The 15423-nt window shown below is 66.0% G+C and carries 13 protein-coding genes; 8 read left to right on the top strand and 5 right to left on the bottom strand.

The annotated features are described in order from the left end of the window. The 3 genes from H7841_10370 to H7841_10360 all read right to left on the bottom strand — a co-directional run. The coding region (locus H7841_10370; protein ID MEO5337283.1) for a hypothetical protein at nt 1-1025 on the bottom strand (1025 nt) is incomplete at its 3' end. Between the two features lie 248 nt (nt 1026-1273). Continuing rightward, on the bottom strand, nt 1274-2446 hold the full coding sequence (locus H7841_10365; protein MEO5337282.1) for a pyridoxal phosphate-dependent aminotransferase: 1173 nt from the start codon (nt 2444-2446) through the stop codon (nt 1274-1276). Then, the gene (locus H7841_10360) at nt 2443-4131 is read right to left on the bottom strand and encodes a gamma-glutamyltransferase family protein (protein MEO5337281.1); all 1689 of its coding nucleotides are present in this window, start codon (nt 4129-4131) and stop codon (nt 2443-2445) included. The genes H7841_10365 and H7841_10360 overlap by 4 nt, the downstream gene beginning before the upstream one ends. 46 nt (nt 4132-4177) lie before the next feature. Between H7841_10360 and H7841_10355 the strand changes: the two genes are divergently transcribed. From H7841_10355 to H7841_10340, 4 genes are all read left to right on the top strand, one after another. Beyond that, nucleotides 4178-5491 (top strand): M48 family metalloprotease, encoded by a 1314-nt coding sequence (locus H7841_10355; GenBank protein ID MEO5337280.1) that lies wholly within the window; start codon nt 4178-4180, stop codon nt 5489-5491. Continuing rightward, nucleotides 5491-6183, top strand: a complete 693-nt coding sequence (locus H7841_10350; GenBank protein MEO5337279.1) for a hypothetical protein — start codon at nt 5491-5493, stop codon at nt 6181-6183. The genes H7841_10355 and H7841_10350 overlap by 1 nt, the downstream gene beginning before the upstream one ends. A gap of 64 nt (nt 6184-6247) precedes the next feature. Beyond that, a complete protein-coding gene (locus H7841_10345) occupies nt 6248-7000 on the top strand; it encodes a DsbA family protein (GenBank protein MEO5337278.1) in 753 nt (250 codons plus the stop codon). A gap of 110 nt (nt 7001-7110) precedes the next feature. Beyond that, the gene (locus H7841_10340; protein ID MEO5337277.1) at nt 7111-7650 is read left to right on the top strand and encodes a rubrerythrin; all 540 of its coding nucleotides are present in this window, start codon (nt 7111-7113) and stop codon (nt 7648-7650) included. 1 nt (nt 7651) lies between these two features. Here H7841_10340 and H7841_10335 read toward each other — a convergent pair whose 3' ends face one another. Further along, nucleotides 7652-8344, bottom strand: coding sequence for a PDZ domain-containing protein (locus tag H7841_10335; protein MEO5337276.1), 693 nt, complete (start codon nt 8342-8344; stop codon nt 7652-7654). Nucleotides 8345-8358: 14 nt separating this feature from the next. Continuing rightward, nucleotides 8359-9162, bottom strand: a complete 804-nt coding sequence (locus H7841_10330) for a cell envelope integrity EipB family protein (protein MEO5337275.1) — start codon at nt 9160-9162, stop codon at nt 8359-8361. Between the two features lie 122 nt (nt 9163-9284). Here H7841_10330 and wecB point away from each other — a divergent pair, with 122 nt between their 5' ends. The 4 genes from wecB to H7841_10310 all read left to right on the top strand — a co-directional run bounded on the left by wecB (nt 9285) and on the right by H7841_10310 (nt 15353). After that, nucleotides 9285-10409, top strand: coding sequence for a UDP-N-acetylglucosamine 2-epimerase (non-hydrolyzing) (gene wecB, locus H7841_10325; GenBank protein MEO5337274.1), 1125 nt, complete (start codon nt 9285-9287; stop codon nt 10407-10409). Then, complete coding sequence (gene wecC, locus H7841_10320; GenBank protein ID MEO5337273.1) at nt 10393-11643, top strand: UDP-N-acetyl-D-mannosamine dehydrogenase; 1251 nt, start codon at nt 10393-10395, stop codon at nt 11641-11643. Before wecB ends, wecC begins: the two co-directional genes overlap by 17 nt. Before the next feature lie 52 nt (nt 11644-11695). Continuing rightward, complete coding sequence (locus H7841_10315) at nt 11696-12352, top strand: histidine phosphotransferase family protein (GenBank protein MEO5337272.1); 657 nt, start codon at nt 11696-11698, stop codon at nt 12350-12352. 190 nt (nt 12353-12542) lie between these two features. Further along, nucleotides 12543-15353 carry a chemotaxis protein CheW gene (locus H7841_10310; GenBank protein MEO5337271.1) on the top strand — a complete coding sequence of 937 codons (2811 nt, stop codon included), beginning with the start codon at nt 12543-12545 and terminating at the stop codon, nt 15351-15353. Nucleotides 15354-15423 lie beyond the last annotated feature (70 nt).

Raw genomic sequence — 15423 nt, 5'->3', positions numbered from 1 at the left:
GAAGCCACGCCTTCGGTCCCGGAGACGGAAGCGCCGATATCGAGCGCGATGGCGCCATCCTCGCTGCCCGCGGCATCCGCCACGGTAAGTTCGGCCGCATCGGCCACCGCCGCCACGTCCACGGTCAGAGTCCGGGTGACGGAAGTTTCATCCCCGCTCGCGCTTTCGCGGGACGTCGCCGTGATGGTCAGATCGAAGTCCGCGCTGGAATCGGCGGGCGGCGTAATGGTCAGGCCTTCGAGCTGGTTGGGGGTCAGAGTCCAGGACCCGTCCCCGTTGTCCGTGCCGGCACTGAGGGATGCCCCTTCGGGAATCCCGGAAATGGTGACGCTCAGGCTTTCGGAACCGTCAAGATCGGTGAGGACGGCGTCGATATCCAACGCAATCGCCGTGTCCTCGGCGCCGCTGGCCCCCTGGACATCGAGTTCGGGAGCCTCGGCCGCGACATCGCGCGCCACCGTGGAAGTCGCGGCGTCGTCCTCGACGACCTGGGCTTCGGCATCGTCCGGCGGGACTTGGTCCGTCCCGGCAATGGGAAGAGCTTCGTCGGCGGCAACGCTACCGGTGGGCGTCTCGACAACCGCGGGAGAAGCCGCCTGGGGAACCGCATCGTCCGCCGTCAGTAGGGGATCGTGTTCGACGTTGAGTATCGGCGCATTTCCGGCCCCATGGCCGCCCTCGGCCGCGACGCCCGCGCCCACCGGACTGCGCGGCGCATCGCCTGCCGCGGTCTGCTGCCCGCCTCCGGCGGAAACGACGGAATCCTCGCCGAACTGCGGCGGCGTGCCTTCATTGAAGAGAGATCCTTCCGCCGTCGTCCTCGCCATCGTCGAGTCGGCGGTCGTGGAACCGAAGTGAATGTTGGAGAGATCGGCGAGATTCTCGGTCTCGACATTGCCGAGGTCGGCCTGTTCGACCGCTGCCCGGACCGGGGATCGCCCCCCATCCCCCGACAGCACCGTCAAGTCGTCCAGAATTTGTTGCTCTTGTTGGTCCGAGCCCGAACGTTCGACCTTGTCAGCCATCGCCTTCCCTCCACCGCCAAAAACCCACGGGAAGGTCTACTTCCCGTCTCACGCCCGACCGGCCTTTGTTCGACCGTACCGAACGGCTTACCCTTGGCCTTGTCCCGGCCGAAAGGAGAGACAGCCGGAACGGCGGGATGGATATCCCCGGTTCAGGCTTTCCCTACGTTCTTCGAGAGTACGGCGCGGAAGGCAAGAGAAGCAATTCGAATCGCCACTCCCTGCCATATAGGATCACGACCGTGATCTTATTTGCGGACAGGCGTCCTGGCAATTCCGGACCAGGCCGCCAAGCGTCGGGCTGCCTCGGCCATATCCGCTTCGGCGCCGGCGAAGCAAAACCGTATCGAACGGTTGCCTCGATGAGGGTCGAAGTCGATTCCAGGAGTGGTGGCGACCCCGGTTTCCAGAAGCATGCGACGGCAGAAGGCGTCGGTGTCGCCGGTCAGGTGGGAGACGTCGGCATAGATATAGAAGGCCCCGTCCGCCGAGGCGAGCCGCGTCAGGCCGGCGGCGGGCAGGCGGTCCAACAGCAGCGCCCGGTTACGGGCATAGACGGCGACGTTGGCATCCAGCTCGTCCAGGCAATTGAAGACAGCGATGGCGGCATGCTGGGACAGCGTGGGGGGCGAGATGAAAAGATTTTGCCCCAGGCATTCCACGGAACGCAGCAGCATATCGGGCACCACCATCCAGCCCAGGCGCCAGCCGGTCATGCAGAAGTATTTGGAAAAGCTGTTGATCACCAGGGCCTGGCCGTCGAAGGCGAGGGCCGAACATGCCGGATCGCCATAGGTGATGCCGTGATAGATTTCGTCCGAGACCAGCCGGATGCCCCGGTCCCGGCAATAGTCCGCGAGCGCCCGCATCTCACGGTGCCCGACCATGGTCCCGGTAGGATTGGAAGGGCTGGCCACCATCAGCCCGTCCAGCCGGCCGGGCAAGCGGTCCAGGAGTTCGGGCGTCGGCTGGAAGTTGGTTTCCGGCCCGACGAAGACCTCGACCGGCTCCATGTCCAGGGCCTTGAGGATATTGCGATAGGCCGGATAGCCGGGACAGGCCAGGGCCACCCGGTCGCCGGCATCGAAAGCGGCGAGGAAAGCGAGGATGAATCCCCCCGACGACCCAGTGGTGGCGACGATGCGGCGAGGATCGACATCGACGCCGTATCGATCCCGGTAATAGCCGGCGATCCGTTGCCGCAGGGCCGGCAGGCCGAAAGCTTCCGTATAGCCCAGACGCTCCCCGTCGATGGCGGCCTGGGCGGCATCGAGGACAGGCCTGGGCGGTAGGGCGGCGGGCTGGCCGACCTCGAGATGAAGGACGTCCCCCCCTTCTGCGGCCCGCCGGTTGGCGGCCCGCATCACGTCCATGACGATGAAGGGCGCGATGGCCCCCCGTCCCGAAGCCTTGAGAGTCATCGTCTCTGTTCGTCGGCGCTGGAGGCCAAGCCGAAACCCCGGGGGTCCTGCCGGGCGGAACAACTCTTGGGAACGTCGGGCAAGCCTTCGGAACAGGAAATGGCGTTGACCAACCCCAGAACCGGGGTCGGCGCCAACCGGTGACCGCGGGCCGCCAGTTGCTGCTGGACAGCCGCCGGGAGGGTCGGTTCGTGGTACAGCACGTCCGAGGCCCCGCCATGATAGCTCCGGGGTGTGGCCACGGCCCGCTCCAGATCCTCCTTGCCCAGCAGGGTCCGGGCCGCCACGCCGGCCAGGACGGCCGGCGCCGAGGCTCCACCCGTGGCAGTCGCCCCCCAGTGGAACTGGTTGACGTGGTGGTTGATGGCCAGCATCGGCGTGAGAGCGGAATAGCCCCGCCCCCCGGTATCGGGCGCCGCGGCCAGGACGATACCGGTCCCTCGGGCCACCCGGCCGGTTCCGAACAGGTTGTTCAAGGTCACCGTGCACGCCACCGCCGAGCCGTCGCTGTCGACGACCACGAAGCCCGAGGCGGCGGGATTTTCCGGCCGCTCGACCGGTGGCGTCGGCAGGCTGGCGGCCGCGGTATGGGCTTCGCGGCGGATGCCTTCCCCCAAAGCCTGGAGGCGGGCCGGAGACATCAGTTGGCTGACGGTATCCGACGAATCGCCGGCCACGCCCATCCAGCGCCCCCGGTCCGCCATTACCCGCATGGCAATCTCCGCCACTTCGTGGTGCCGGCCCGCTTCGTCGGCACCCGCGAATTCGTCCCGCTTGAGAAGGACGGACCAGATCTGCCCGAGCGCCGTCCCCGCCGAAGCGGGCGGAGGCGAAAAGTGAGCGACGAGGTTGCCGAATGGAACTTTGACGGTCTCTTGCCATTGCGGCGTGTAGGTTCGCAGATCGTCGATGGTAAGGGTCCCGCCGGCGGCGGTGGCCGCGTCCGCCACCTGCTTCGCCAGAGGGCCGTTGTAGAAAGCGCCGGGCCCTTTGGATCGGAGCGTACCAAGCGTCCCCGCCAGATCGACCTGGGTCAGGAAATCCCGTTCCGCAAGGCTGCCGCCATCCTTGCGGCCAAAGATGCGTCGCGCTTCCGGGTCCTCCAGCAGCGCCGGCGCAACCGCGGCGATTTCGCGCGCCAGGGTGCGGGGAACCTGGAATCCGAAGCGGGCCAACTGCTCCGCCGGTCCGACGAGCTGCGCCCAGGGCAGGCGACCATACTTCGCATGCAAAGTATAGAAACCACGGGGGTTTCCTGGAATCGCGGAAGGCCGGCTGGCGCGGGCGGAAAGGGTGGCGGGCGATGAAGGGAGGAACTCCAGGACTTCCGTGGTGTCGAGCTTCATGTCCAGGGTCTTGCGCATCTTCTTGCGCGTCGCTTCCCGTCCGTCATGGACGACACAGACGCCGCCACCGCCCAGGCTGGCCGCCGATGGCAAGGTCACGGACAAGGCGAAATAGGTCGCCACCGCCGCATCGGCCGCCGATCCACCGGCCGACAGGATATCGCGCCCGATCAGGGCGGCCTGCGGTTCGTCGGCGACGACCCCCCCAAGGAAGCCCTCGACATAACCGATCATGCCCCGCTTGGCCTCATCGGTGGAGCCGCAGGCCGTCAGGCCGAAAAAGGCCAGCAGCGCTACGGATTGACGGAACCCGCATTGGAAACTAACCTGATGCCTCATGGCAAATCTTCGACCCCTTTTTCGATTCGCGGCGATGCTTGCTCTCTTGGCGTCGGCTTGGGTGCGTCCCGCCGAGGCGTCGCGCATCTCCTTTATCCGCGACGCTGAAATCGAGGATACCATCCGCGTCTTCGCTTCGCCACTCTTCCTGGCGGCGGGCCTCGAACCCTCGGCGGTCCATATCTACTTGGTCAACGATCGCGCCCTCAATGCCTTCGTGGCGGGCGGACAGAGGCTGTTCGTCAACACGGGCCTCATCATCCGCACCGAACATCCGGGACAGTTGATCGGCGTCATCGCCCACGAAACCGGCCATATCGCCGGCGGTCATCTGGTACGCACCCGCGAGGCCGTGGCCAACGCCACCGCGACCCAGATCGTCGCCATGATCCTGGGCGGCATCGCGGCGGCGGGCGCCGGACATGGAGATGGTGTGGGCGCTGCCATCCTGGGAGGGCAGTCGGCTGGCATGCGGTCCTTTTTCCAGTATAGCCGCACCCAGGAATCCTCGGCCGACCACGCCGGCATGAAGTTCCTCGACGACAACGGATGGTCGGCGGTGGGACTGCAGGAGTTCTTCAGGGTCCTGGAGGGCCAGGACCTCCTGAGCACGGATCGCCAGGACCCCTACATGCGGACCCACCCGCTGACCCGCGAGCGCATCGACCGGGTCGCCGAGCACATTCAGAAATCCCCCTTCACCAAGGCCGCCTTCCCCAAGGATTTCGATGTCCGGCACCGCCGCATGCGGGCCAAGCTGGTCGCCTTCATGGAAACGCCGGGAACCGCCCTTCGGCTGTACAAGGAAACGGACAACAGCCTGGAATCCCGCTACGCCCGCACCGTGGCCTATTATCGCAAGCTGGAACTCGACAAGGCCCACCAGATGATCGACGGGCTGATCGCCGAGAATCCCGGCGACCCCTATTTCCACGAGTTGAAGGGCCAGATGCTGTTCGAGAAGGGCCAGGTCGCCGAGTCGCTCGCCCCCTACCGGATGGCGGTCAAGTTGATGCCGTCCTCGCCCCTGCTGCGGGCCGACTTGGCCAAGGTGCAACTGGAACTCGAAGATCCCAAGCAGTTGGACGAGGCTATCGCCAATCTGCAGATGGCCCTGTCCTTCGACAAGGACGATCCTTCCAATTGGCGCCGCCTCGCCATCGCCTATGGCCGCAAGGGTGACGAGGGCATGAGCGCCCTGGCCCTGGGCGAAGAAGCCTTGTTGCAGAACAAGCCGGACATCGCGAAGTTCCAGGCGGTCAAGGCGGAGAAGCTCCTGCCCCATGGCTCGCGCGCTTGGCTGCAGGCCCAGGACGTCCTCCAGGCCGCCGACGAGAAGGCCAAGGCCAAGGACCGCTGATGCCGCGGCTTGCCGCCATCGCCACGGCCGTTCTGGCCTTGGCTGGGGCCTGCCAGACCGAACGCATGGCCGTGGGGCCCGAAGGCTCCATCTCCATCCTGGGTACCGATCCCTGGGACGTCCTTGCCGCACCGGGCGAGAGTTGGCGACGCCAGGGCCCGACGGCAAAGGGAGTGTCCCGATCCGACTTCGACGGCTTTTCCGCCTTGCGCGTCACCAACGGCGACGACGGCTTTGCCATCGTGCGGCCAATCAAGGCCATTTTGCCCGCCTCCCCCTACCTGACTTGGGCCTGGAACGCCGAACCCCACGGTCTCCAGGGCCATGCGGTCCATTTGCTGGTCGGATTCCGGGGAGGGCGGAACGGTGGAAGTTTGCGCGGTGGGCCCTGGTCCGGCGGCGATCTTCCGGACCACGACCGGCTGCTCGTCATTTCTTGGGGAGGATCGGCGTTGCAGCGCGGGTCCCTCCAGGTCGCGGAGAGAGACGGTTCGGCGCGCTATACCGCCCGTGGCGGGCGGGAGCAGGCCGGCATCTGGTGGCGGGAGACCGTCGATCTGCAGGTCCTTCATGCGCGGGCGTGGCCGGGCGACGATCGCAACGATGTTCACGTCGCCTTCATCGGCTTCGGGGCAGCGGAGGGACAACCGGCCGGGTCCGTCCGCTTTTCGGGCATTGGCTTGTCGCGCTGACGGCTTGCGCGGCAAGAGGGCATGGAGCATGATGCCGCGCCCTTGTTCATCCGGAGATTTGTCGATGTCGATTTCTCGCGTCCTTGGCGCCCTTGGCGCCCTGCTGATCCTGGCCGCGGCGCAGCCAGCCCCGGCCGCCGATCCGGCTTTCAACCCGGCTCAGGAAAAGGCGGTCCGCGAGATCGTCCGCAAGTACCTGATGGAGAACCCCGAGATCATCATCGAGGCGGTGGAGACCTTCAAGGCCAAGCAGGAGGCCGAAGAAGAGGAGCGGGTCAAGAAGGCAGTGGTGGAACGCCGGTCCGATCTGGAGAACGACCCCGATTCTCCGGAAGCCGGCAACCCCAAGGGCGACGTGACCATCGTCGAGTTCTTCGACTACAACTGCGGCTACTGTAAGCGCGTGGTCGCCATGCTGCAGGACTATCTGAAGGAAGACCCGAAGATTCGCCTGGTCTTCAAGGAATACCCCGTACTCGGCCCCGCATCCCTGGTCGCGGCCAGGGCGGCCATCGCCGCTTCGCGCATGGAAAAGGGCAAGTACCTGGCTTTCCATACGGCGCTGATGTCGGCCAAGGGGCCCTTGACCGAGGAAAGAATCTTCGCCACCGCCGGCGAGTCGGGAATCGACGTCGCGAAGCTGCGGAAGGCCATGGAAGACCCCGCGGTCGACAAGGCCATCGCGAAGACCCGTGCCCTGGGCAAGGAATTGGGAATCACCGGCACCCCGACCTTCGTCATCGGCAATGCCGTGATTCCGGGCGCCCTGCCCAAACCCGTTCTCCAGGACGCGGTGGCCTCCACCCGGAAGAAGTGATCGCGGCGTTTCCCGAATTTTGCTAGTCTGGACCGAAGGCCGATCAACGGACCGGCCGCAGGACGCACCGAAGACCCGGCCAACGGGCGCGACAGATGGGGAGAAGCACTATGACGCACGACAAGGACCGGCCGGCGGTGCCGGCCATCGAGACCATCGAGGAACTACTGGCCCACGGCAAGGTGCTGGAGGAAGAGGCTGCCGCCGGCTACGCCGAGATGGGCGATGCCATGGAGGTCCACAACAACCTCGAGGTCGCCGGCCTGTTCCGGCAACTCCAGACCTATTCGCTGAAGCATGCCGCGGAGATCGAGGAACGGTCGCGGGGCCTGCGAATTCCCCGGATCGCCCCATGGAATCTCAAGTGGCGGAACGGCACGGCGCCGGAAGCGGCCTCGATGACCGATGCCCATTATCTGATGAACCCATACCAGGCCCTGCGTTTGGCCCATCGGGCGGAAATGGGGGCGCACGATTTCTATGCCTCGGTGGCTGCCGCGACCGGCAACGCCGAAGTCAAGGGCATGGCGGCGGAATTCGCCGAGGAGGAAGCCGGCCACGTGGTGATGCTCGAGGAGTGGATGGCCCGCTTCCCCAAGCCGGAAGACGGCTGGGACGAAGACCCCGATCCCCCCGGCATGCCGGAATAGGCTACTTGACGGGAAGCAGCGAATAGCGGAAGCCGTCGCGCCCCTCGACCAGGATCAGAAGGTTCGGGCGGCCGGCGGCCTTTGCCTTTTCCACCTGGGCCAGGACCTGCTCGGGCAACCAGACGTCTTCCTGATTGACCTGCAAGACGACCTCGCCGCGCCGCAGTACCTTGGCCCCTTCTTTGTCGGGGTCCAGCAGGGAGACCACCACGCCCGTCGTTCCCCAGCGGAGTTCGAAGGCCTCGCGGGTCTTCTGCGTAAGGGACGCCAGCGTCACCCCCATGTGGGGCAAGGTCGCAACGGCGTTCTGGACAACCTTCCAGGCGGCCGGCCATTCGCCGGTCCTCAAGGTCAGGTCGACGGTCTGCCCGCCCCGCAGGACCGTTACCGGAACCTGGACGCCAACCCGGGTTTCCCTGACCAGGGCCAGGAGCCCTTCAAAGGTGGAAACCTCGCGATTGTCGAAGCGGAGAATCAGGTCGCCGCGGCGAAAGCCGGCTTCGGCGGCCGGCCCCCCCAGGGCCACGTCGCGCACCAGGACCCCCTTGGGCTGAGGTAAGCCCAGGGCCTGTGCGACGGGCGCCGAACTGCCCTGGATCTGCATGCCGACGAATCCGGCTTCTCCGGCCGCGGTCGATCCACTGGCCAAGCAAGCCACCCCCATGGCCGCAAGGGCCAAACGAACGCTCCCCATGCTCACGCGCTCCATCAGCAATGCGGTTCGGGCAAAGGCTCCAGCTTTTCCAGAATCATCTGCGCCGAAAAATCTTGATAGTCCAAGATCAGGCGCGGGGCGAGACCGTTGTCGAGTTGCAGCGCCTCCACCTCGTATTCCGGCGCCAGGGCCGGTTCGTCCGGAGAATAATAAGAGAGGCGCACGAGCCATCCCGGCCGGGCGAGCAGCGGGTCCGCCACCTCGGGAAGAGCCTCGATGCGCTGGCCGATATAAACCACGGCCTCGTGCACGCCGCCGCCGTCGGTGCCGTCGAAGGTGACGTGCGGCACATGGCCGCGCTCCTTGCCCGCCCGATCGATGATCATGGCGGTCTGGCGCATGGGGAAAAGGGTGTTGGCCGGCAACGGGAAGGTATGGTTTTCCGGCTCCGAGTAGATGGCCTCGCCGCCACCGGCGGGGCCGCTCAGCAGGGCACGGCCACGAAAGGTTTCCTCTTCGTCGTCGACGCGGCTGCGCACCACGAAGCGGTAGCGGCCGCCGTCGAAGGACTCCCAACTGGACAGGGAGAAGTCCTGCTGGACGACGCTCCCGTCCACGGCCGCCATCGACAGGGTCATTTCCTGGTGGGTGACCCAGCCGTCGCAGGCCTTCTCGGTGGCATAGGTCATGGCCCCGGTCACCGCGACGAAGGGACTGCCCTTGCGAATGGTCGCGGTCTTCACCGTATAGGACGCCTTGTAGGAAGCGAGATCGGCAGCCGCCGCCGCTCCGCCCCCCGCGACGGCAAGCGTCCATCCCAGTCCAAGCAGCGCGAGGAAAAACGGGCGCAACGGCATCGGAAGCCTCCCCTGACGCCGCTAGCCTATAGGCGGTTGCCGAATCAAGGCAAGGCAATCCTTGCGGAAACCGAAGGTCCGCGATATCCCTTCGCCACCCTTCACGGTCGGGATTCCCGCCCATGCGCGTGCTTACCGTTTTCGGAACGCGGCCCGAGGCCATCAAGATGGCCCCCGTCGTGCTGGCCCTCGCCCGGACGCCGGGAATCGATGCCGCGGTTTGCGTCACCGGCCAGCACCGGGGCATGCTGGATCAGGTCCTGACCCTGTTCGGCATCCGCCCCGACTACGACCTGGACATCATGCAGGCCAACCAGGGGCTCGGCCATATCACCACCGCCGTGCTGACCGGCATGGAAAAGGTCCTCGCCCAGTTCCGGCCCGACCGCGTGCTGGTGCACGGCGACACGACCACCACCTTCGCCGCCGCCCTGGCCTCCTTCTACCAAAAGGTTCCGGTCGGCCATGTGGAAGCCGGATTGCGCACCGGCAACGTCCATGCCCCCTGGCCCGAGGAAATGAACCGTCGCCTGGCGGATTCCATCGCCGATCTTTATTTCGCCCCCACCGAGAGGGCGGCGGAAAACCTGCGGGCGGAAAACCGACCGGCCGACCGCATCCTGGTGACCGGCAACACGGTCATCGACGCCTTGCAGCATGTGGTGGGCATGCTGCGCGACGACCGCCATTTGCGCGACCGGCTGGAAGGCCTGTTTCCCTTCCTGAATTCCGACCGGCGCCTGGTCCTGGTGACCGGACACCGGCGCGAGAATTTCGGCGAAGGCTTCGAGCGCATTTGCAAGGCCCTGGCCTGCCTGGCGGAACGCCCGGACATCCAGATCGTCTATCCCGTCCACCTCAATCCCAACGTCCGCGAGCCGGTGGAGCGCATCCTGCACAAACATCCCAACATCCATCTTCTGGAGCCGTTGGACTACCTGCCTTTCGTCTATCTCATGGAGCGGGCCCACCTCATCGTCACGGACTCCGGGGGAATCCAGGAGGAAGCCCCATCGCTCGGCAAACCGGTATTGGTCATGCGCGAAGTGACCGAAAGGCCGGAGGCGGTGGAGGCCGGCACCGTCCGCCTGGTGGGAACGGACAGTGCGGCCATCGTCGCCGAAAGCGTCCGGCTGCTCGACGACCGGACCGCCTACGACGCCATGGGTCGGGCCCACAACCCCTACGGCGACGGCCGCGCGGCCGAACGCATCGTCAAGGAGATCCTGCGTGAAGCCAGCCTTTGAGAAGATCTGCGTGATCGGCCTCGGCTACGTCGGACTGCCCACAGCGGCCGTCTTCGCCAGCCGCGGCGTCCAGGTGGTCGGCGTGGACGTCAACCGCCAGGCGGTGGACCTGATCAACAACGGCCGCATCCATATCGTCGAACCGGACCTGGACATCATGGTCCACGCCGCCGTGACCGCCGGAACCCTGCGCGCCACGACGTCCCCCGAACCGGCCGATGCCTTCGTCATCGCCGTTCCCACGCCCTTCGCCGCCGGCCACAAGCCGGACATCAGCTATGTCGAGGCTGCCACGGTCTCGCTCGCCCCGGTTCTGAAGAAGGGCGATCTGGTGGTGCTCGAGTCCACGTCGCCGGTGGGAACCACCGAGGCCATCTGCCGCTGGCTGGCCGAGCGTCGGCCCGACCTGAGCCTGCCCGATACGGCGGGCACTGCGGCGGACATCCAGGTCGCCCACAGCCCCGAACGGGTCCTGCCCGGCCGGGTGCTGCTGGAGTTGGTGACCAACGACCGGGTGGTCGGCGGCATGAGCCCCCGCTGCGCCGAGCGGACCGCCGCTCTCTATGCTCTCGCGGTGTCGGGCAAATGTCTGCTGACCACCGCCCGCACGGCCGAACTGGTCAAGCTGGCGGAAAACGCCTATCGCGACGTCAACATCGCCTTCGCCAACGAATTATCCCTGGTCTGCGACCGGCTCGACATCGACGTCTGGAAAGTGGTCGAACTGGCCAACCACCACCCGCGGGTCGACATCCTGAAACCGGGGCCCGGAGTCGGCGGCCACTGCATCGCCGTCGATCCCTGGTTCATCGTCGATTCGGCGCCCGACCGCACGCCGCTGATCCAGGCCGCCCGGCAGGTCAATGACGGCAAGCCCCGTTTCGTCGCCGACCGGGTCCTGGCCGCGGCGGGCCGACGAGCGGATTGCAGGATCGCCTGCCTGGGTCTGGCCTACAAAGCCGACATCGACGATCTGCGGGAAAGTCCGGCGGTCGACATCGTGCGCCTGCTAGCCGAACGCAAGGCCGGGACGTTGCTGGTCGTCGAACCTCATGTGGACGAATTGCCCAGCGACCTCGCCGGCCGGGCCGACTTGCGGCTCGCCTCCCTGGAGGAAGCGCTGGCGACGGCCGACGTGGTGGTACTGCTGGTCGATCATCAGGCTTTCCGGCGAATCGAGCCCGGCCGTCTGGCCGGCAAGGCGGTGATCGACACGCGTGGCATCTGGCGTTGATGCGGTTCCGGCGCTATTGTGCAACCCCAGGCGGAATTGGGGGTGTTTGGGCATGCTGGTCGACATAAGGGCGGCACAACTGTTGTGTTCACGGCTCTGCCACGACTTGGTCGGACCGGTGGGCGCCATTGGGGCCGGGCTGGAGCTGCTCGCCGAGGCTTCCGGGCCCTATGGGGCCGACGGGGCCGACGGGGCCCTGGAGTTGGTCAAACGCAGTTCCGGCGAAATCGCCAAGCGCCTGGCCTTCCTCCGGAGCGCTTTCGGCCTGGGCGGCGGCGCCGCTTCAGGCGCTACCCTGGCCGAGGCCCGCAAGCTGACCGCCGATTTCCTGTCGGGCGGCAATATCGCCCTCGATTGGCCGGACGAGGCGGAAGCGTCGCTCGGTCCCGCAGCGGCCAAGCTGCTGCTTAACTTGGCTCTGCTGGGTTCCGAATGCCTGCCGCGCGGCGGGCGCTTGGCCATCCACGTGGCCAACCTGCCCGACGGCCTGGGCGTCGCCCTGGTGGCCGCCGGCCCCGGCGCCCGTTTCCGGGCCGACGTTCGGGAAGTCCTGGTGTCCCAGGTTTCCGGCGATGCCCTGACCGCCCGCAACGTCCACGGCCATTACGCGGCCTGCCTGGCCGAGGATATGGGAGCGGGAATCGAGGTCCTGGAGGACGTTCCGGGCGAGGTCCGCCTGGCCGTCCTGCTGCCCGGCGAACGTGGTTAACGCGTGAATTGGGGGAGACGCCCGCCGTTCTCCTGTGCTATGTATTGACCGGAGAAGGCTGGATCGCCTTGCCTCGGGCCATTGTCGAGCGAACTTTGGGAACCTGCAGCGGTCCGGCCCGGAAGCGGAAACGCCCGGAGGGACTCAAGCGCCGTCCGTAATGGGTCGCGCAACAGGTGGGAAGCTGGCAATGGACGACTTGTTGAACGAATTCCTGACCGAGACTTCGGAAAGTCTCTCGGTGATCGATCTCGAACTGGTCAAGTTCGAGCAGAATCCCAACGACGGCGAGATACTCCAGAACATTTTCCGCCTGGTTCACACCATCAAGGGCACCTGCGGCTTCCTTGGCCTGCCGCGCCTGGAATCGGTGGCTCATGCCGGTGAGAACGTCCTGGGCAAGTTCCGCGATGGCGAGCTGGAGGTCACCCCCGATGCCGTGACCCTGATCCTGCGGTCCATCGACACCATCAAGGGCCTGCTGTCGGACCTTGAGGAGACCGGGAAGGAGCCGGCAGGAAACGACAAGGAATTGATCGCCGCGCTCAACGCCATGGCCGAAGGCAAGCTCGTGGCGCTTGGGCCCGCTGCGCCGAAGGCCGCACCGAAGGCAGCGCCGAAGGCCGCCCCGGCCCCGGCCCCCGCGCCGTCTCCCGCTTCCGGCGGAGCCCCGGTCAACGAATTTGGCGCCCCGGTGGCGGCAGATCTGCTGGCCGAGGTCGAGGCCGCCATGGCGGCCGGGAAGCGCGCCGCGACCGATGCCGAGATCGCGGCCGAGGCGGCCGCCGAGGTGGCCACGGAAGAAGCCCCGGCCCCGGTTTCCGCCGCAGCCGCGGCGGATGACGACGCGGACGAAGCGGGTGTGGCCCTGGCTCCGGTCCCTGCCGCCAAGCTTCCCGCAGCACGGAGCGAGGGGGGCAAGGCCGCGTCCGAGCCGAAGGAATCCTCGGTGGCGGCCCAGTCCATCCGCGTCAACGTGGAATTGCTGGAAAACCTGATGACCCTGGTCAGCGAACTGGTGCTGACCCGCAACCAGTTGCTCCAGATGGTGCGCGGCCACGACGACAGCGAATTCACCGTGCCCCTGCAGCGCCTGTCGCACATCACGACCGACCTGCAGGAAGGGGTGATGAAGACCCGCATGCAGCCCATCGGCAATGCCTGGGCCAAACTGCCGCGTATCGTCCGCGATTTGTCTCTGGAAACCGGCAAGAAGATCGAACTGCAGATGCTGGGCGCGGAAACCGAGTTGGATCGCCAGGTTCTGGAGTTGATCAAGGACCCGCTGACCCACATGGTGCGCAATTCGGCCGACCACGGCCTGGAGACGCCCGACCTGCGCGAGGCGGCCGGCAAGACCAAGGTCGGGACCATCACCCTGAACGCCTACCACGAAGGCGGCCATATCATCATCGAGATCAAGGACGACGGCCGCGGCCTCAACCTGGATCGCATCAAGAAGAAAGCCATCGAGAACAAGCTGGCCACCGCCGCCGAACTGGAAGGCATGGCCGACCAGCAGATCTACCAGTTCATCTTCAAGGCCGGCTTCTCCACCGCCGAGAAGGTGACCAGCGTGTCGGGCCGTGGCGTCGGCATGGACGTGGTCCGGACCAACATCGAGAAGATCGGCGGCACCATCGAACTGAAGTCGGTTCCCAGCAAGGGTTCCACCTTCACCATCAAGATTCCGCTGACGTTGGCCATCGTTTCCGCCCTGATCGTCGAGTGCGGCAAGGAGCGTTTCGCCATTCCGCAGATCAGTGTTCTGGAACTGGTGCGCGCTTCGGCCGAATCCGAGAACGCCATCGAGATGATCAACGAATCGCCGGTGCTTCGCCTGCGCAACCGCTTGCTCCCCCTGGTGCATCTGCGTGATCTGTTGAAGCTCAGCCGTGTCGACGACTCTTCCGACGACGAGTTGTTCATCGTGGTCGCGCAGGTGGGCACCTATTCCTTCGGCATCATCGTCGATCGGGTGTTCGACACCGAGGAAATCGTGGTCAAGCCGGTGGCGCCGATCTTGCGCGATATCCCCTTCTATTCGGGGAACACCATTCTGGGCGACGGCAGCGTAATCATGATCCTTGACCCCAACGGCATCGTCTCGGCCACCGGCCAGGGCATGGGTGGAGCCAGCGAAACCGCCGCGGTGGAAGCGATGTCCCACGACGAGGAAAAGACGACCCTGCTCATCTTCCGCGCCGGCGGCGAGGAGCTCAAGGCCGTCCCCCTGGCTCTGGTGGCCCGTCTCGAGGAAATCGAGATGGCGACCGTCGAAAGCTCCCGTGGGCAGTTCGTGGTCCAGTATCGCGGCCACCTCATGCCGCTGGTTCCCTTCAATCCCGGCCATAAGTGGCGCACCGAGGGGCGCCAGCCGATCCTGGTCTTCACCGAAGGCGAGCGGTCCATGGGTTTGGTGGTGGAAGAAATCGTCGACATCGTCGAAGATCGCCTGAAGATCGAGCTTTCTTCCGACCAAGCGGGCCTGATCGGAAGCGCCATCATCAATAGCAAGGCGACGGACGTCATCGACGCTGGCCACTACCTGACCCAAGCCTTCGCCGACTGGTTCGGCAGCGCCCATCAGAAGGAGTCCTTCGATGGGCCGTCGGGCAACCGGACACGGGTGCTTCTGGTCGACGACAGTCCCTTCTTCCGCAATCTGCTCACGCCGCTACTGTCGGTCGCGGGCTATTCCGTCACCTCGGTGGAAAGCGCCGACGACGCGCTGAAGCTGCGGGAGCAAGGCTACGAGTTCGATGCCATCGTCAGCGACATCGAGATGCCGGGAATGAACGGCTTCGAGTTCGCGGCGAACGTGCGTGGGGATTCGCGATGGGGCAAGCTGCCGATGGTCGCGCTCTCGTCGCATGCGACAGAAAAGGACTTCGAACGGGGACGCGCGGTCGGCTTCAACGACTACGTGGCCAAGTTCGATCGCGATGCCCTGGTCAGCACCTTGTCTCAAACCCTTTCCCTTGCGCGCCACGCGCAATAGGAAGGGGCCTTGGGGGGCTTCCGTCAGAACCGCTTGACGCGGGGCGGGAATTCCGATTTCGTTGATCCGT

It is taken from the genome of Magnetospirillum sp. WYHS-4 (genome assembly GCA_039908345.1).
GTDB lineage: Bacteria > Pseudomonadota > Alphaproteobacteria > Rhodospirillales > GLO-3 > JAMOBD01.
Note: the sequence above shows the minus strand (reverse complement) of the source record. Positions and strands in the feature narration are given on the sequence as shown.